This window comes from Escherichia sp. E10V5, assembly GCF_004212315.1.
Classification (GTDB): domain Bacteria; phylum Pseudomonadota; class Gammaproteobacteria; order Enterobacterales; family Enterobacteriaceae; genus Escherichia.
The window spans coordinates 49,860-68,690 of the sequence record NZ_RHJM01000013.1; the positions used below are offsets into that span (position 1 = coordinate 49,860).

Annotated in this window: 15 protein-coding genes; 9 read left to right on the forward strand and 6 right to left on the reverse strand. The window is 52.3% G+C overall.

All coding sequences use genetic code 11. The features are described 5' to 3' along the window. Positions 1-35: 35 nt before the first annotated feature. The 4 genes from D9738_RS10235 to fadH all read left to right on the forward strand — a co-directional run bounded on the left by D9738_RS10235 (position 36) and on the right by fadH (position 7,285). Entirely contained in the window at positions 36-1,469 is a 1,434-nt protein-coding gene (locus tag D9738_RS10235) for an amino acid permease (protein WP_130260144.1), read from the forward strand. Positions 1,470-1,602: 133 nt separating this feature from the next. Further along, complete coding sequence (ygjJ, locus tag D9738_RS10240; RefSeq protein WP_130210416.1) at positions 1,603-2,673, forward strand: protein YgjJ; 1,071 nt, start codon at positions 1,603-1,605, stop codon at positions 2,671-2,673. Positions 2,674-2,689: 16 nt separating this feature from the next. Further along, positions 2,690-5,041, forward strand: coding sequence for an alpha-glucosidase (gene ygjK / locus D9738_RS10245; protein WP_130260145.1), 2,352 nt, complete (start codon positions 2,690-2,692; stop codon positions 5,039-5,041). A 225-nt stretch (positions 5,042-5,266) separates the two neighbouring features. After that, on the forward strand, positions 5,267-7,285 hold the full coding sequence (gene fadH / locus D9738_RS10250) for an NADPH-dependent 2,4-dienoyl-CoA reductase (RefSeq protein ID WP_130260146.1): 2,019 nt from the start codon (positions 5,267-5,269) through the stop codon (positions 7,283-7,285). Between the two features lie 110 nt (positions 7,286-7,395). Here the strand turns inward: fadH and higA are convergent, their stop codons facing one another. The 3 genes from higA to rlmG all read right to left on the reverse strand — a co-directional run bounded on the left by higA (position 7,396) and on the right by rlmG (position 9,544). Beyond that, complete coding sequence (gene higA / locus D9738_RS10255) at positions 7,396-7,812, reverse strand: type II toxin-antitoxin system antitoxin HigA (protein ID WP_130260147.1); 417 nt, start codon at positions 7,810-7,812, stop codon at positions 7,396-7,398. Beyond that, a complete protein-coding gene (gene higB, locus D9738_RS10260; RefSeq protein ID WP_000550189.1) occupies positions 7,809-8,123 on the reverse strand; it encodes a type II toxin-antitoxin system toxin HigB in 315 nt (104 codons plus the stop codon). The genes higA and higB overlap by 4 nt, the downstream gene beginning before the upstream one ends. Positions 8,124-8,407: 284 nt before the next feature. Continuing rightward, positions 8,408-9,544, reverse strand: a complete 1,137-nt coding sequence (gene rlmG / locus D9738_RS10265) for a 23S rRNA (guanine(1835)-N(2))-methyltransferase RlmG (protein WP_130210408.1) — start codon at positions 9,542-9,544, stop codon at positions 8,408-8,410. An 84-nt stretch (positions 9,545-9,628) separates the two neighbouring features. Here rlmG and D9738_RS10270 point away from each other — a divergent pair, with 84 nt between their 5' ends. From D9738_RS10270 to sstT, 5 genes are all read left to right on the forward strand, one after another. After that, positions 9,629-10,132, forward strand: coding sequence for a M48 family metallopeptidase (locus D9738_RS10270; protein WP_001295542.1), 504 nt, complete (start codon positions 9,629-9,631; stop codon positions 10,130-10,132). A 76-nt stretch (positions 10,133-10,208) separates the two neighbouring features. Further along, a complete protein-coding gene (locus tag D9738_RS10275; RefSeq protein ID WP_130260148.1) occupies positions 10,209-10,901 on the forward strand; it encodes a vancomycin high temperature exclusion protein in 693 nt (230 codons plus the stop codon). A gap of 78 nt (positions 10,902-10,979) precedes the next feature. Then, positions 10,980-11,966, forward strand: coding sequence for a Gfo/Idh/MocA family oxidoreductase (locus D9738_RS10280; protein ID WP_130260149.1), 987 nt, complete (start codon positions 10,980-10,982; stop codon positions 11,964-11,966). Positions 11,967-12,248: 282 nt separating this feature from the next. Next, positions 12,249-13,214, forward strand: a complete 966-nt coding sequence (gene alx / locus D9738_RS10285; RefSeq protein WP_001098819.1) for a TerC family membrane protein Alx — start codon at positions 12,249-12,251, stop codon at positions 13,212-13,214. A gap of 444 nt (positions 13,215-13,658) precedes the next feature. After that, positions 13,659-14,903 carry a serine/threonine transporter SstT gene (gene sstT / locus D9738_RS10290; protein WP_130210400.1) on the forward strand — a complete coding sequence of 415 codons (1,245 nt, stop codon included), beginning with the start codon at positions 13,659-13,661 and terminating at the stop codon, positions 14,901-14,903. A gap of 3 nt (positions 14,904-14,906) precedes the next feature. On the opposite strand, the gene D9738_RS10295 is transcribed toward sstT, so the two are convergent. The 3 genes from D9738_RS10295 to uxaC all read right to left on the reverse strand — a co-directional run bounded on the left by D9738_RS10295 (position 14,907) and on the right by uxaC (position 18,614). Then, a complete protein-coding gene (locus tag D9738_RS10295) occupies positions 14,907-15,458 on the reverse strand; it encodes a YgjV family protein (RefSeq protein WP_130210398.1) in 552 nt (183 codons plus the stop codon). A 241-nt stretch (positions 15,459-15,699) separates the two neighbouring features. Further along, positions 15,700-17,187: an altronate dehydratase gene (uxaA, locus tag D9738_RS10300; RefSeq protein WP_130210396.1), complete on the reverse strand. Its 1,488-nt coding sequence runs from the start codon at positions 17,185-17,187 to the stop codon at positions 15,700-15,702. Between the two features lie 14 nt (positions 17,188-17,201). Next, positions 17,202-18,614, reverse strand: a complete 1,413-nt coding sequence (gene uxaC, locus D9738_RS10305) for a glucuronate isomerase (RefSeq protein ID WP_130210394.1) — start codon at positions 18,612-18,614, stop codon at positions 17,202-17,204. Positions 18,615-18,831: the final 217 nt, after the last annotated feature.

An 18,831-nucleotide genomic window follows, 5' to 3' on the forward strand; every position in this document is an offset into this window, starting at 1 on the left:
ACCACCTCTACCCTACTCATTTTCGGAGATGTGTTATGTCTGATACCAAACGTAATACAATCGGCAAATTCGGCTTGCTCTCGCTGACTTTTGCCGCCGTTTACAGCTTTAATAACGTTATCAATAATAATATTGAGCTTGGACTGGCCTCGGCACCGATGTTTTTCCTCGCGACGATTTTTTATTTTATTCCCTTCTGTTTGATTATCGCAGAATTTGTTTCGTTAAATAAAAACTCAGAAGCTGGTGTCTACGCATGGGTAAAAAGTTCGCTGGGCGGACGTTGGGCATTTATTACTGCCTATACCTACTGGTTCGTAAATCTGTTCTTTTTCACCTCGCTGTTGCCGCGCGTTATTGCTTATGCTTCGTATGCCTTCCTCGGCTACGAATATATTATGACGCCGATTGCCACCACTATTATTAGTATGGTGCTGTTCGCCTTCTCCACCTGGGTTTCCACCAACGGGGCGAAAATGCTGGGGCCAATCACCTCCGTCACTTCAACGCTGATGCTGCTGTTAACGCTCTCCTACATTTTACTGGCAGGTACGGCACTGGTTGGCGGCGTACAGCCTGCCGATCCGATCACCGTTGACGCGATGATCCCGAACTTCAACTGGGCGTTCCTCGGCGTTACCACCTGGATCTTTATGGCCGCAGGTGGCGCGGAGTCCGTCGCGGTGTACGTTAACGACGTCAAAGGCGGTTCGAAATCGTTCGTTAAAGTGATCATCCTCGCCGGGATTTTTATCGGCGTACTGTATTCCGTCTCCTCAGTGCTGATTAACGTCTTCGTCAGCAGCAAAGAGTTGAAATTTACCGGTGGATCGGTGCAGGTATTCCACGGCATGGCGGCGTATTTTGGTCTGCCGGAAGCGCTGATGAATCGCTTTGTCGGTCTGGTGTCCTTTACCGCGATGTTCGGCTCCCTGCTAATGTGGACCGCAACACCGGTGAAAATTTTCTTCTCCGAAATCCCGGAAGGCATCTTTGGTAAGAAAACCGTCGAACTTAACGAAAACGGCGTTCCGGCGCGCGCGGCGTGGATCCAGTTCCTGATCGTCATCCCGCTGATGATTATCCCGATGCTCGGTTCCAATACCGTGCAGGATCTGATGAATACCATTATTAATATGACTGCCGCAGCGTCCATGCTTCCGCCGTTATTCATCATGCTGGCTTACCTGAATTTACGCGCCAAATTAGATCACCTGCCACGCGATTTCCGTATGGGCTCCCGCCGCACCGGTATTATCATTGTTTCAATGCTGATTGCGATATTTACCGTAGGGTTTGTCGCTTCGACATTCCCGACTGGCGCGAATATTCTGACCATCATTTTTTATAACGTCGGCGGTATTGTTATCTTCCTCGGATTTGCGTGGTGGAAATACAGTAAATATATAAAGGGATTAACGGCTGAAGAGCGCCATATTGAAGCGACGCCAGCCAGCAATGTTGATTAGCAGACGAATAAAAAAATGAGCAGGCATTTTCCCTCTTCCTGGATGGGGAGAGGGAAAATAGTTTCTGCCTTTATATTTTTATAATTACAACGATAAAAGGCTGTACTTTTTCTTTAGCTCATGGATTAACACAATGAAATTAATCACTGCACCATGCAGAGCATTACTTGCTCTGCCGTTTTGCTATGCCTTTTCTGCGATGGGCGAAGAAGTACGTCCGGCAGAACATGACGACACAAAAACACCCGCAATTACCTCAACATCTTCTCCTTCATTTCGTTTTTACGGCGAATTAGGGGTTGGTGGATATATGGATTTAGAGGGTGAGAATAAACATAAATACAGCGACGGCACCTATATTGAAGGTGGCCTGGAGATGAAGTACGGCTCCTGGTTCGGCCTGATTTACGGCGAAGGCTGGACCGTGCAGGCCGACCACGACGGTAATGCCTGGGTGCCTGACCATAGCTGGGGCGGTTTCGAAGGTGGGATTAACCGTTTTTATGGCGGTTATCGTACCAACGATGGCACCGAAATCATGCTCAGTCTGCGTCAGGATTCCTCGCTGGATGACCTGCAATGGTGGGGCGATTTCACGCCCGATCTGGGCTACGTCATTCCCAATACCCGCGACATTATGACCGCGCTGAAGGTACAGAACTTAAGCGGCAACTTTCGTTATAGCGTCACCGCCACACCTGCCGGACATCATGACGAAAGCAAAGCCTGGCTACATTTTGGCAAATACGATCGCTACGACGACAAATACACCTATCCGGCAATGATGAACGGTTACATCCAGTATGACCTTGCCGAAGGCATCACCTGGATGAACGGTCTGGAAATCACCGACGGCACAGGGCAACTCTATCTGACGGGCCTGCTTACCCCTAACTTTGCCGCTCGCGCCTGGCACCATACCGGACGCGCCGACGGGCTGGACGTACCGGGAAGTGAAAGCGGGATGATGGTGAGCGCCATGTATGAAGCGTTAAAGGGCGTTTATCTCTCCACCGCTTACACCTACGCCAAACATCGCCCTGACCACGCTGATGATGAAACCACCTCTTTCATGCAGTTTGGTATCTGGTACGAATACGGCGGCGGACGTTTCGCAACGGCTTTTGATAGCCGCTTCTACATGAAAAATGCCTCTCACGATCCCAGCGACCAAATCTTCCTGATGCAATATTTCTACTGGTAATAAGGACAGTAATCTCATGAAAATCACAACTATTTTAACACCAGTAGCCTGTGCCCTGCTGATGAGTTTTTCCGCCCATGCCGCCAACGCCGACAATTATAAAAACGTGATTAACCGTACCGGCGCGCCGCAGTACATGAAGGATTACGATTACGACGACCACCAGCGTTTTAATCCGTTTTTCGATCTCGGAGCCTGGCATGGTCACTTGTTGCCAGACGGCCCGAACACCATGGGCGGTTTTCCGGGCGTAGCGCTGCTGACGGAAGAATACATCAACTTTATGGCCAGCAATTTCGACCGCCTGATCGTCTGGCAGGACGGCAAGAAAGTCAATTTCACGCTGGAGGCATACAGTATTCCCGGCGCGCTCGTGCAAAAACTGACAGCAAAAGATGTGCAGGTCGAAATGACTCTTCGCTTCGCCACGCCGCGCACGTCACTACTGGAAACTAAAATCATCAGCAATAAACCTCTGGATCTGGTGTGGGACGGCGAACTGCTGGAAAAACTGGAAGCGAAAGAAGGGAAACCGCTTTCCGATAAAACCATTGCTGGCGAGTACCCTGACTATCAGCGCAAAATCAGCGCCACCCGTGATGGCCTGAAAGTCACCTTTGGCAAAGTGCGCGCCACCTGGGATCTGCTGACCTCCGGCGAATCGGAATATCAGGTGCATAAATCCCTGCCGGTGCAGACTGAAATCAACGGTAATCGCTTTACCAGTAAGGCGCATATCAACGGTTCGACCACGCTCTATACCACCTATTCCCATCTGCTGACCGCCCAGGAAGTTAGCAAAGAGCAAATGCAGATCCGCGATATTCTGGCGCGTCCGGCGTTTTATCTCACCGCCTCGCAGCAACGCTGGGAAGAGTACCTGAAGAAAGGGTTAACCAATCCGGATGCGACGCCGGAACAGACGCGCGTCGCGGTAAAAGCAATCGAAACGCTCAACGGTAACTGGCGCTCACCGGGCGGCGCGGTGAAATATAACACCGTCACGCCGTCGGTGACCGGACGCTGGTTCTCCGGCAATCAGACCTGGCCGTGGGATACCTGGAAGCAGGCGTTTGCGATGGCGCATTTCAATCCGGACATCGCCAAAGAGAATATCCGCGCGGTCTTCTCCTGGCAGATCCAGCCCGGCGACACTGTGCGTCCACAGGATGTGGGCTTTGTCCCCGACCTGATAGCGTGGAACCTTAGCCCCGAGCGTGGCGGCGATGGTGGCAACTGGAACGAACGTAACACCAAACCCAGCCTTGCCGCCTGGTCGGTGATGGAAGTGTATAACGTCACCCAGGATAAAACCTGGCTGGCAGAGATGTACCCGAAACTGGTGGCCTATCACGACTGGTGGTTACGTAACCGCGATCATAACGGCAACGGCGTGCCGGAATATGGCGCGACCCGCGACAAAGCCCACAACACTGAGAATGGCGAGATGCTGTTTACGGTGAAAAAAGGTGACAAAGAAGAGACGCAGTCTGGGCTGAACAACTACGCCCACGTGGTGGAGAAAGGCCAGTACGACAGTCTGGAAATTCCGGCACAGGTCGCTGCGTCGTGGGAATCGGGCCGTGATGATGCCGCCGTCTTTGGGTTTATCAACAAAGAACAGCTGGATAAATATGTCGCTAATGGCGGCAAACGTAGCGACTGGACGGTGAAATTCGCCGAAAACCGCAGTCAGGACGGAACGTTGCTGGGCTACTCGCTATTGCAGGAGTCGGTGGATCAGGCCAGCTATATGTACAGCGATAATCATTATCTGGCGGAGATGGCAACCATCCTCGGTAAGTCGGAAGAGGCTAAGCACTATCGCCAGTTGGCACAGCAGCTCGCGGACTACATCAACACCTGTATGTTCGACCCGACTACACAGTTCTACTATGACGTGCGCATTGAAGATAAACCGCTGGCGAACGGCTGCGCGGGCAAACCGATTGTTGAGCGCGGTAAAGGGCCGGAAGGCTGGTCGCCGCTGTTTAACGGTGCGGCAACGCAGGCCAACGCCGACGCGGTGGTGAAGGTGATGCTCGATCCTAAAGAGTTCAACACCTTTGTCCCGCTGGGAACGGCAGCGTTAACCAACCCGGCCTTTGGCGCGGATATCTACTGGCGCGGGCGCGTATGGGTGGATCAGTTCTGGTTTGGTCTGAAAGGGATGGAGCGTTACGGTTATCGCGATGATGCCCTGAAGCTGGCGGATACGTTCTTCCAGCACGCCAAAGGATTAACCGCCGATGGCCCAATTCAGGAGAATTACAATCCGCTGACCGGCGCACAGCAAGGCGCACCAAATTTCTCCTGGAGTGCCGCACATTTGTATATGTTGTATAACGATTTTTTCCGTAAGCAGTAATTTGCAACGGCTGGCGGATGCGGCGTAAACGCCTTATCCGCCCTACATGTGCAATCCCCCAGGCCGGATAAGACGCGGCAAGCGTCGCATCCGGCGTTACCACCGGGCGTATTCTTTTTGAATCCCATCACAAACCCCGCACTCCCCTTTTCCCTTTTCTCCGGCGACGGCTAAATTAGAACTCATCCGACCACATAACAATTATTTTACATACTGGACAATTTTATGAGCTACCCGTCGCTGTTCGCCCCGCTTGATTTAGGTTTTACCACGTTAAAAAACCGCGTGCTGATGGGCTCAATGCACACCGGGCTGGAGGAATACCCGGACGGTGCCGAGCGGCTGGCGGCGTTTTATGCTGAACGCGCCCGTCACGGCGTGGCGTTGATTGTCAGCGGCGGTATCGCACCAGATTTAACAGGCGTTGGCATGGAAGGCGGCGCAATGCTCAACGACGCCAGCCAGATCCCACACCATCGCACCATTACCGAAGCGGTACATCAGGAAGGCGGCAAAATCGCCCTGCAAATTTTGCATACCGGGCGCTACAGCTACCAACCGCATCTGGTCGCTCCCTCCGCATTGCAGGCCCCCATCAACCGTTTCGTTCCTCACGAACTCACCCATGAAGAGATCCTGCAACTGATCGACGATTTCGCCAGCTGCGCACAACTGGCGCGGGAGGCGGGATACGACGGTGTAGAGGTAATGGGTTCCGAAGGGTATTTGATCAACGAATTTCTGACGCTGCGCACCAATCAGCGTAGTGACCAGTGGGGCGGCGATTACCGCAATCGGATGCGATTTGCCGTAGAAGTAGTGCGTGCGGTGCGCGAACTTGTTGGCAACGACTTCATTATTATCTACCGACTGTCGATGCTCGACCTGGTCGAAGGCGGCGGTACTTTTGCCGAAACGGTAGAGCTGGCGCAGGCCATTGAAGCGGCGGGCGCGACCATTATCAACACCGGCATTGGCTGGCATGAAGCGCGTATTCCGACCATCGCCACGCCCGTGCCGCGCGGTGCCTTTAGCTGGGTCACGCGCAAACTGAAAGGCCACGTCTCGCTGCCGCTGGTCACCACCAACCGGATTAACGATCCGCAGGTTGCCGACGATATTCTCTCGCGCGGTGATGCGGACATGGTGTCGATGGCGCGACCGTTCCTTGCTGATGCCGAGCTGCTATCAAAAGCGCAATCGGGACGAGCCAATGAGATCAACACCTGTATTGGCTGCAATCAGGCCTGTCTCGATCAGATCTTCGTTGGCAAAGTCACCTCGTGCCTGGTGAATCCTCGCGCCTGCCACGAAACCAAAATGCCAATCCTTCCCGCCATGCAGAAAAAAAATCTGGCGGTAGTCGGTGCAGGTCCGGCAGGGCTGGCGTTTGCCATTAACGCGGCGGCGCGTGGTCATCAGGTAACGTTGTTTGACGCTCACAGCGAGATCGGCGGGCAATTTAATATCGCCAAACAGATCCCCGGCAAAGAGGAGTTTTACGAGACGCTGCGCTATTACCGCCGGATGATCGAAGTGACGGGCGTGACGCTAAAACTCAATCACACCGTGACGGCGGATCAGTTACAGGCGTTCGATGAAACGATCCTCGCTAGCGGGATCGTACCGCGAATTCCGCCCATTGACGGGATCAATCACCCGAAGGTGTTGAGTTATCTCGATGTACTGCGCGACAAAGCGCCGGTGGGCAACAAAGTTGCCATCATCGGTTGTGGTGGGATTGGTTTTGATACGGCGATGTATTTAAGTCAGCCGGGCGAATCCACCAGCCAGAATATCGCCGAGTTCTGTAATGAGTGGGGGATCGACAGTAGCCTGCAACAGGCCGGAGGTTTGAGTCCGCAAGGCATGCAGATCCCCCGTAGCCCACGGCAAATTGTGATGCTCCAGCGCAAAGCCAGCAAACCAGGACAAGGGTTGGGCAAAACTACGGGCTGGATCCATCGCACCACCCTGCTCTCGCGCGGCGTGAAGATGATCCCTGGCGTAAGTTACCAGAAGATCGACGATGAAGGGCTGCATGTGGTGATCAACGGCAAAACGCAGGTGTTAGCAGTGGAACATGTGGTGATCTGCGCAGGGCAAGAGCCAAACCGCGCTCTGGCGCAACCGCTGATTGATAGCGGGAAAACTGTGCATTTAATTGGCGGCTGCGATGTGGCTATGGAGCTGGACGCACGACGGGCGATCGCGCAGGGGACACGGCTGGCGCTGGAGATTTAAATCGTGCATTGAAGTGCCGGATGCGACGCTTGCCGCGTCTTATCCGGCCTGGGGGTAATGTGCTGAACGTAGGCCGGATAAGGCGTTTACGCCGCATCCGGCAGGCCGCGTTAATCAATAAACAATGCAGGGGAAATGCCGAATCGCGTTGCCAGTTTTTTAGCGTGTTCCAGCGTTAATTTTCTCTTTCCGTTCAAAACGCGTGACACCATCGATTTACTGCCAATTTCCGGCAGATCAGAAAGGGTTAAACCGTATTGATCCATCAGTGTACGAATCACAGCAACACCGCCAGGCATGGCTTGAGCCATGGCATTAAATTCAGCAAATTCAGGCGCTGCCCCCTCCCACGCTGTGATTTTGGCACACACCAGATCCAGCAAGGGGTTTTCAGGATCGTTGAGCAGCAGATGATCGACCAGTTCCAGCGCCTGGGTGTATTGTTCCTCGTTCTGAATACCCGCCAGAAAAGGTGCCACAGCAGTTAGCTTTTCTCCTGCTTGCAAGATGTCGGCAATCGCAATCATTTTTTCCCCTTAGTACGATGAACGGCGGTAAAGAAATCGTATTCTTTGTGCGTCATAACTTCACGTATGTAGCACTTTTGCGATTCAAAAAAGACCATTGCTACAACACGTAATTCATTGCCCCCAACATTGAAAACATAATGCTTATCCAGATATTTGAAGTTATCCAGAGATGGGAATACTGCTTTTAATGACTCAGGTTTTTTGAAATATCCCTTAGCAATCGTGTTCCCCAGAGCCACCAACTCCGTTTTATGTTGCGGGTATTTTTCCGCAGCATCTTTCAATGCTTTTTGAGTTATCAGGTGCATTCTTCATCACGTCCGTTGACAAATTGGCAATATGATAACACCCGTTGACAGATTGGCAACGGATGATTTTATCTGCGTGACGGAAGAATAAACGTTGAACAACGCTAAACAAGAGAATGCAGAGGATGGTGACTGGGATTTTTTGTTTTATGGAAGCGCGATTCCAGAACTGGGCAGACATTGCCGGATGCGACGCTTGCCGCGTCTTATCCGGCCTGGGGGTAATGTGCTGAACGTAGGCCAGATAAGGCGTTTACGCCGCATCCGGCAGGTAACTCCCAATCTTATCGACGGCGCCCCAGCTTCACCGCTTTCAGCACCACAAATTTATTATTCGTCGCAATAGTGGTGCAGTTGCCGAAAATTTTCTTCAGTTTGTGGAAGTAATCCAGGTGACGGTTGGCAACGATATACAGCTCGCCGTTGATTTTCAGGCAGCGGCGGGCGTGGTGGAACATTTCCCAGGCGACGTTATCGGTTAGCGCATGTTGCTGATGAAACGGCGGGTTGCAGAGCACAGCATTAAAGCGGAAAGGCTCCACGCCGGAGAGCGCGTTGTTGATCATAAACTCGCAGCGATCCAACGCCTCTGGCATGTTGGTTTCGACGTTCAAACGGCTGGAAGCAACCGCCATCGGTGATTCATCGACAAACACCACTTTCGCCTGCGGGTTTTTATCAAGCAGCGTCAGGCCAATAACGCCGTTACCACAGCCAAGATCGACAATCTCCCCTTCGAGATTTTCCGGCAGATGTTGCATAAAGAAGCGCGCGCCAATATCCAGCCCGGTGCGGGAGAAGACATTCGCATGGTTGTGGATAGTCCAGTCAGTACCTTCCAGCTTCCAGCTAACGGTCTGCGGCGCATCGGCCAGCGGCGGTTCATTGAAAGTGCAATTAATCAGGCGCGCTTTTTTCCATGCCAGCGTGGTGGTGGTCGGGCCGAGCACTTTTTCGAACAGTTCCAGCGTGGAAGTGTGAATGTCACGGGCTTTGGCACCGGCAATAATGCGTGTTTCCGGCGTGACCACTTTGCGCAGCGCACGCAGTTGCTGCTCAAGCAATGCCAGTGTTTTCGGTATTTTGATCAGCACCACGCCCGGCTGTTGCGGGTAGTCAGCGGTGCTGTCAAGAAACTTCACGCTCGACTCATCAATCCCGTTGAGGCGTAAATTCTCGCGTGTCGCCAGTTCGCTGATGTATGAGTCGCCGATGCTGTACGGCTTATGTTCCGCCAGCGCACAGCTTAACGCGCCAAAAGCATCATTCAGGATTAACACCGGGCCGCGGATTTCTGTATCGTCCAACTGTTGCAGCAAATATTCATCCGCCGCTTCCCACGCCTGTAGCGGGTTAACGTCATCCGTCGCCGGAAAACGTTGTAGTGTCAGTGAACGGAAACCGTTGTCTAAGTGGCTCATCGGCCCTCCTGAATGATAAAATTTCGACGTTGCCCCTGAAAAGGGTGCGTGAGTATACCCTTTTTCTCTTTTTCGTGGGCGGTTATGAGCAATCTTACTTATCTTCAGGGTTATCCCGAGCAGCTGCTTTCCCAGGTGCGCACGCTGATTAATGAACAGCGTCTGGGCGATGTGCTGGCAAAACGCTATCCGGGAACGCACGACTACGCCACCGATAAAGCCCTCTGGCAATATACCCAGGATCTAAAAAATCAGTTTCTGCGCAATGCCCCGCCGATCAATAAAGTGATGTATGACAATAAGATCCACGTGCTGAAAAACGCGCTCGGGTTACATACCGCTGTTTCACGTGTGCAGGGCGGCAAGCTGAAAGCGAAGGCGGAGATCCGCGTCGCCACCGTGTTTCGCAACGCGCCAGAACCGTTTTTGCGCATGATTGTGGTGCACGAGCTGGCGCATCTGAAGGAGAAAGAGCACAACAAAGCGTTTTACCAGTTGTGCTGCCATATGGAACCGCAGTACCACCAGCTTGAGTTCGACACTCGCCTGTGGCTGACGCAACTGTCACTGGGACAAGACAAAATCTGAAAATGATCTCAGGCGCTATCTTTTCCTCCTTTAGCGCCTAAAATCGACCTCCCCTCTATCGTTAAGGATAACGACCATGCTGCGCGCATTCGCCCGCCTTCTTCGCCGCATTTGTTTTTCTCGCCGGACTCTCAAAATTGCCTGTTTTCTGTTGCTTGTGGCAGGCGCGACGATTTTTATCGCCGATCGGGCAATGGTCAACGCCAGCCAACAACTCACCTGGAGTGACGTCAACGCTATTCCGGCACGTAACGTGGGTTTATTGTTGGGTGCAAGGCCAGGTAATCGCTACTTTACCCGACGTATTGATACCGCCGCAGAGTTGTACCACGCAGGAAAAGTGAAATGGTTGCTGGTCAGTGGCGACAACGGACGTAAAAATTACGATGAAGCGTCAGGCATGCAGCAGGCTTTGATCGCTAAGGGCGTACCGGCAAAAGTGATCTTCTGTGACTATGCCGGATTCTCAACGCTTGATTCAGTGGTACGTGCCAATAAAGTGTTTGGGGAGAACCATATCACCATTATCTCGCAGGAATTTCATAACCAACGCGCCATCTGGCTGGCAAAACAGTACGGTATCGATGCTATCGGGTTTAACGCGCCAGACCTGAATATGAAGCACGGTTTGTATACTCAGCTGCGGGAGAAACTCGCCAGGGTTAGAGCGGTGATAGACGCAAAAACCCTCCATCGTCAGCCAAAATATCTCGGGCCGTCGGTCATGATTGGGCCCTTTAGCGAGCATGGTTGTCCGACGCAGAAATAATGCGTATCCGCGCACGTCGAAGATGAAAAAGGCGTGCTACATTGACGGCAGAATCCCTTTATGGAGTATCCACGCGTTATGATACGTTTCGCTGTGATTGGTACGAACTGGATCACTCACCAGTTCGTGGAGGCCGCACATGAGAGCGGTAAATATAAGTTAACCGCCGTCTATTCCCGCAGCCTTGAACAGGCCCAGCACTTCGCCAATGAGTTTTCTGTCGAGCATCTGTTTACGTCGCTGGAAGCGATGGCGGAAAGCGATGCCATTGACGCGGTGTATATTGCCAGCCCGAATGCCCTGCATTTTGCCCAGACGCAGCTTTTCCTTAGCCACAAAATTCATGTGATTTGCGAGAAACCGCTGGCGTCGAATCTGGCGGAAGTGGATGCCGCCATTGCCTGTGCGCGGGAAAATCAGGTGGTGCTGTTTGAAGCATTTAAAACGGCCTGCCTGCCTAACTTTCATCTGTTACGCCAGGCGCTGCCAAAAGTCGGCAAACTGCGGAAAGTCTTTTTCAACTACTGCCAGTATTCCTCGCGTTATCAACGTTATCTGGATGGTGAGAATCCCAACACCTTTAATCCGGCATTCTCTAACGGTTCAATTATGGATATCGGCTTTTACTGCCTGGCGTCGGCGGTGGCGTTATTTGGTGAACCGAAAAGCGTGCAGGCAACCGCCAGTTTGCTGGCAAGCGGCGTGGATGCCCACGGCGTGGTGGTGATGGATTACGGTGATTTCAGCGTTACGTTGCAGCACTCAAAAGTCAGTGATTCTGTCCTGGCGAGCGAGATTCAGGGCGAAGCGGGATCGCTGGTGATTGAAAAACTCTCTGAATGCCAGAAAGTCTGCTTTGTGCCGCGCGGCAGCCAGATGCAGGATCTCACTCAGCCACAGCATATTAATACCATGCTCTACGAAGCAGAGCTGTTTGCTGAACTGGTGGATGAGCATCTGATTAATCATCCGGGGCTGGCGGTTAGTCGCATCACCGCCAAACTGCTGACCGAGATCCGCCGCCAGACTGGGGTGATTTTTCCGGCAGATAGCGTAAAACACTAATGGTTACCGTAAAGCAGTGTAAAAGGCATGTAACAGACCATTGACTGGATGAATGGTCTGTCATACTTTGTTACCTGCAAAGGGGAGTAACTTCATTGCCGGTCGATCGTCATTACGATGTGTGAAAAAACACATCCGGTCACCGGGCAACCCGAAAGGAATACGCAGACGTATTCCTTTTTTGTTGTAAGTGAGACCTTGCCGGAAGGCGAGGTCTATGCATAAAAAGCAGCGGCTGACGTCTTCCGACGTTGGCCGTTTTTTTATGTGTAAGGAACTTCTATGAATACTGTCGGCACGCCGTTGCTATGGGGCGGATTCGCTGTTGTTGTCGCCATTATGCTGGCTATCGACCTGTTACTGCAGGGGCGTCGTGGCGCGCATGCCATGACCATGAAACAGGCTGCGGCCTGGTCGCTGGTGTGGGTGACCCTTTCGTTACTGTTTAACGCCGCTTTCTGGTGGTATTTAGTCCAGACGCAGGGGCGCGAAGTCGCGGACCCGCAGGCACTGGCCTTCCTCACCGGTTATCTGATTGAGAAATCGCTGGCGGTCGATAACGTCTTTGTCTGGCTGATGTTGTTCAGCTATTTCTCTGTTCCGGCGGCGTTACAACGGCGCGTGCTGGTATATGGCGTACTCGGGGCGATTGTTCTGCGTACCATCATGATCTTCACCGGTAGTTGGCTGATTTCTCAGTTCGACTGGATCCTGTATATCTTCGGCGCCTTCCTGCTGTTTACCGGTGTGAAGATGGCGCTCGCCCATGAAGATGAATCAGGCATTGGCGACAAGCCGCTGGTGCGCTGGCTGCGCGGTCATTTGCGTATGACCGACACCATCGACAACGAGCATTTTTTTGTGCGTAAGAATGGCTTGTTGTATGCCACGCCGCTGATGCTGGTGCTGATTCTGGTGGAGTTGAGCGACGTGATTTTCGCCGTGGATAGCATTCCGGCTATCTTCGCCGTGACTACCGACCCGTTTATTGTGCTGACCTCAAACTTGTTTGCGATCCTCGGCCTGCGTGCGATGTATTTCCTGCTGGCGGGCGTAGCAGAGCGTTTCTCGATGCTCAAATATGGTCTGGCAGTGATTCTGGTGTTTATCGGTATCAAGATGCTGATTGTCGACTTCTACCATATTCCGATCGCCGTTTCGCTGGGCGTGGTGTTTGGCATTCTGGTGATGACGTTTATTATCAACGCGTGGGTGAATTATCGGCATGATAAGCAGCGGGGAGAATGATTCGCTGTATATTAAGCCATTACTGGAGATAACTCATTCCAGACAAAGATGAGCTACTAATTATGTAATCGGCTTATAGCTCTTTACAAAAAGACCGCACGGGTGCAGGGGGCGGCAGCGATTGGCCGCCCCCTGCGCGCTCCCCGCGCCAGTGACTTTATATGGCATTGCACATTAAAGGAGCGCAACCGTTCTCATATTCCAAATTGTTTTGCCCATATGTCATCTAATCAGCCTTAGTAGCCAGTCCTTCCCTCTGCTTATGTCAAACAAATGTAACCATTAAGTTGCAAAACATGACCTCTCTTTAAAATCCAGCATTTTTCGCTTCCCGAAGCTGTAACTTTCCTTATACTCGACTTGGCAAACACTTTGTTACATCCTGAAAGATGCGTCGACAGAACGCACCAGGGATGTGCGACAACACAACGAAAGGATCGAAAAATGACTACGCAACGTTCACCGGGGCTATTCCGGCGTCTGGCTCAGGGCAGCCTGGTAAAACAAATCCTGGTCGGCCTTGTTCTGGGGATTCTCCTGGCATGGATCTCAAAACCGGCCGCTGAAGCTGTCGGTCTGTTAGGCACTTTGTTCGTCGGTGCATTGAAAGCTGTAGCGCCAATTCTGGTGCTGATGCTGGTAATGGCTTCCATCGCTAACCACCAGCACGGGCAGAAAACCAATATCCGCCCTATTCTGTTCCTCTATCTGCTGGGTACTTTCTCTGCCGCGCTGGCTGCAGTTGTCTTCAGCTTCGCCTTCCCTTCGACCCTGCATTTGTCCAGTAGCGCGAGCGATATTTCCCCGCCGTCAGGCATTGTGGAAGTGATGCGCGGGCTGGTGTTGAGCATGGTTTCCAACCCCATCGACGCCCTGCTGAAAGGTAACTACATCGGGATTCTGGTGTGGGCCATTGGCCTTGGTTTCGCTCTGCGTCACGGTAACGAAACCACCAAAAACCTGGTCAACGATATGTCGAATGCCGTTACCTTTATGGTGAAACTGGTGATTCGTTTCGCACCAATCGGTATTTTTGGTCTGGTAGCTTCAACGCTGGCAACCACCGGTTTCTCCACCCTGTGGGGCTACGCGCAACTGCTGGTGGTGCTGGTTGGCTGTATGTTACTGGTGGCGCTGGTGGTTAACCCGCTGCTGGTATGGTGGAAAATTCGTCGTAACCCATTCCCGCTGGTGCTGCTGTGCCTGCGCGAAAGCGGTGTATACGCCTTCTTCACCCGTAGCTCGGCGGCGAATATTCCGGTAAACATGGCGTTGTGTGAAAAGCTAAATCTGGACCGCGATACCTATTCCGTTTCTATTCCGCTAGGGGCGACGATCAATATGGCAGGCGCAGCCATTACCATTACCGTGTTGACGCTGGCTGCGGTCCATACGCTGGGTATTCCGGTGGATCTGCCCACGGCGCTGCTGTTGAGCGTAGTTGCATCACTTTGTGCCTGTGGTGCATCAGGCGTGGCAGGTGGTTCTCTGCTGCTGATCCCGCTGGCCTGTAATATGTTCGGTATTCCGAACGATATTGCCATGCAGGTGGTTGCCGTCGGCTTTATCATCGGCGTGTTGCAGGACTCCTGCGAAACCGCGCTGAACTCTTCAACTGACGTGCTGTTCACCGCAGCGGCTTGCCAGGCTGAAGATGCACGTCTGGCAAATAGCGCCCTGCGAAACTAATGCTTAGCCCCTTTCGTCTACGGCGGAAGGGGTTTTCTCCACTTTAAACGGATCAATTCCCCTTCTCTGCATACGCCAGAAACGAATGATGTTCAGGCCATTCATTAGCAGAAAACTACCCTCAATCATCGTGCCACCAATCGACCCGGCCCAAATGTTGTGAGTTAACCAACAACAAGTAGAAAACCACATCACGCAGCGCATGGTCAGTCCTTTAAAGCGAAATAGCGCCCAGGTACTGACAATCGTGCCAATGACTGGCAGCAGCTCCATCGGATGATGGAACTTCGCCAGACCAACTCCTCCCGTCAGCACGATGAAGATCGCCATTATCCATAAACTACGGGTACGCAGAGTAATTAACGTACGGATAGCATTGAGGATTGAGCTGGCCCCCGCCGGGAAGACACCCATCAGGAAAAAATGTATGCCAATAAATACGCTATAGATGGAAAGCTGAATTTTGAAGCGACGTTCATCGCGGTTGAAGAATGTTGTAATACCAATCAGAAAGGCGATGACACCCACGCCCTGGGCCAGCCAATACGCGGTCATGATAAATCCTTAGCAGGTATGGAAAAGCAAACGGCGCTTCGAGTTAGAAACGCCGCTTTAGATTGCTGACAAAGTGCATCTCATTTCTTGCCGGATGCGGCGTAAACGCCTTATCCGGCCTACAAGATCGTGCAACTTTACTATATTGCGAAGCGCATCAGGCAATTATGCGTTTATCAACAATCTTAAACGACGCTTCATATTATGAAACGCCGTTTTTTATTCACAACTTATTTCGACTTTACAGCGTTACGCCGCTTTTAAAGATCGCCAGTTCGCGGAAGTCGTTACGCTCGTTGCAGGTTTGCTTACCGTTGGCAAACTCAACGATGGTATCGATAAATTCTTCCAGCAACTGCGGCATCGCTTTACCGTGGATCAGCTGACCCGCGTCAAAGTCGATCCAGTGTTTTTTCTTCGCTGCCAGTTCGCTGTTGGTAGCGATTTTCACCGTCGGTACAAATCCGCCGTACGGCGTGCCGCGACCGGTACTAAACAGCACCATGTGGCAGCCCGCACCCGCCAGGGCGCTGGTCGCTACGGCATCGTTACCCGGTGCACTTAACAGGTTCAGCCCTGGTGTTTTCAAACGTTCGCCGTAGCGCAGCACGTCTACCACCTGGCTGGAGCCCGCTTTCTGCGTACAGCCGAGTGATTTATCTTCCAGCGTGGTGATACCACCCGCTTTGTTCCCCGGCGATGGGTTTTCGTAGATCGGCTGGTCATGGGCAATAAAGTACTGTTTGAAGTCGTTGACCATAGTGACCAGTTTTTCAAACGTCGCTTCATCGCGACAATGGTCCATCAGTAACTGCTCTGCACCGAACATCTCCGGTACTTCGGTCAGCACGGTAGTGCCGCCGTTAGCGATGACGTAATCAGAGAAACGCCCCAGCATTGGGTTAGCAGTAATACCGGAAAGGCCGTCAGAACCGCCGCACTCCAGACCAAACTTCAGTTCGCTGAGTTTACCCGGCTCGCGCTTGTCATTGCGCATGACGTTATACAGCTGATGCAAATGCTCGATCCCGGCTTCAATCTCATCATCCTGCTGTTGGCAGATCATGAAATGAACGCGTTCAGGATCGATATCGCCCAGCGTTTCACGGAAAGCATCAACCTGGTTGTTTTCACAGCCCAGACCAATGACCAACACGGCGCCTGCGTTCGGATGACGCACCATGTTTTGCAGCATGGTGCGGGTATTAATGTGATCGTCGCCCAGCTGCGAGCAGCCATAGGTGTGGCTGAAGAGGAACACACCGTCAGTACCTTCAGCGTTGTTCGTCTCTTTCAAAAAACGGTTCTGGATCTGTCGCGCGATGCCGTTAACGCAGCCCACGGTCGGCAGGATCCACAACTCGTTACGCACCCCGACATCACCGTTAGCGCGACGATAGATCTGCACTTCACGATCTGCCGCTTGCGCAGGCAGATCCTGAAAATCAGGTTGATAGCGATACTGATCCAGATCGCTCAGATTCGTGCGCGTATTGTGGGCGTGAACGTGTTCCCCCGCCGCAATATCCGCCAATGCATAACCAATCGGTAGGCCATATTTAATGACGTTGGCCCCTTTTTCGATATCTGTTAACGCAAATTTATGTCCACGAGCAACATCCTGGCGCAGCGTTACGGTCTGGTTATCGACACTGATTTCAGTGCCTTCCGCCAAATCCACTAACGCGACCGCGACGTTATCCAGCGCATGGATCTTGATGTATTGCATATCAACCCCAGACCTTAGTTCAGTTCAATGGCGAAGTAGTCACGCGCATTGTTAAAGCAAATATTTCTCACCATCTCGCCCAGCAGGTTGATGTCCGCCGGTGCTTCGCCCGCTTCCACCCAGCGGCCAATCATCTGGCACAGAATGCGGCGGAAGTATTCGTGACGGGTGTACGACAGGAAGCTACGGCTGTCAGTCAGCATCCCAACAAAACGGCTCAGCAGACCGAGCTGTGCCAGTTGAGTCATCTGACGTTCCATACCGTCTTTCTGATCGTTAAACCACCAGCCGGAACCGAACTGCATTTTGCCTGGCATACCTTCGCCCTGGAAGTTACCGATCATAGTACCCAGCACTTCGTTATCGCGCGGATTCAGGCAGTAGAGAATGGTTTTCGGCAGCAGGTTTTCTTCGTTCTGTTTGCTCAGCAGCTTAGACAGTTCTTCCGCCATCGGACGGTCGTTGATGGAGTCAAAGCCAACATCCGGCCCCAGCAGTTTGAACTGACGCAGGTTGTTATTACGCAGCGCGCCAATGTGGTACTGCTGTACCCAGCCGCGACGTGCGTATTCGGCGCCCAGGAATACCAGCACCGCAGTTTTGAACTGTGCGACTTCATGCTCACTCAGGGTTTCGCCTGCCAGACGACGTGCCAGGATGCTATCCAGTTCCGCTTCGTTCGCTTCGGCAAACATCACCACGTCCAGCGCGTGGTCAGACACTTTACAGCCGTGAGCGGCAAAGTGATCCAGACGTTTGGTCAGAGCAGTTTGCAGATCAGCAAAGCGACGAATATCGGTATCGGAAACTTCACCCAGCTTCGCCATGTAGTCGTTAAAGGTCGCCTGTTCAATGTTGAAGGCTTTATCCGGACGCCAGCTCGGCAGCACTTTGATGTTGAAAGAGCCGTCTTTGGCGATCTCTGCGTGATGTTCCAGAGAGTCGATCGGGTCGTCGGTAGTGCCGACCATTTTCACGTTCATCTGCTGCATGATGCCGCGCGCGGAGAATTTGTCCTGCGCCAGCAGTTCGTTACATTCGTTCCAGATTTCATCTGCAGTAGACGGAGACAGCAGTTTGCCAGTGATGCCAAACGGACGACGCAGTTCGAGGTGCGTCCAGTGGTATAACGGGTTACCGATCGTGTGCGGAACGGTCGCCGCCCAGGCATCAAACTTCTCACGATCAGATGCATCACCAGTACACAGGCGCTCAGCAACACCATTGGTACGCATTGCACGCCATTTGTAGTGGTCGCCTTTCAGCCAGATGTCATACAGATTCTTAAAGCGATAGTCTTCTGCGATTTGCTGCGGCGGTAAATGGCAGTGGTAGTCGAAAATCGGCTGGTCTTTTGCGTAGTCGTGATACAGACGGCGGGCAAATTCAGTATCTAACAGGAAATCTTCAGTCATAAACGGAGTCATTATCGTCTTCCTCTCAACGAGTGAGCTAGCTTGCTTAGGGTGCGATGCTGACAAAGTTATCACACCAATTTCCAGAGCCCGAAGATATTTTCGTGAGTTAGATCAATAAACGCAGTTAAAAAAATTACTCTCAAAGTGGTAAATCCCTCTGCAAGCCGCGCCAGTTCTGGCTTCGCTCTCATCCAGTAATGCCCCTACAAATATTCCCACATTTGTG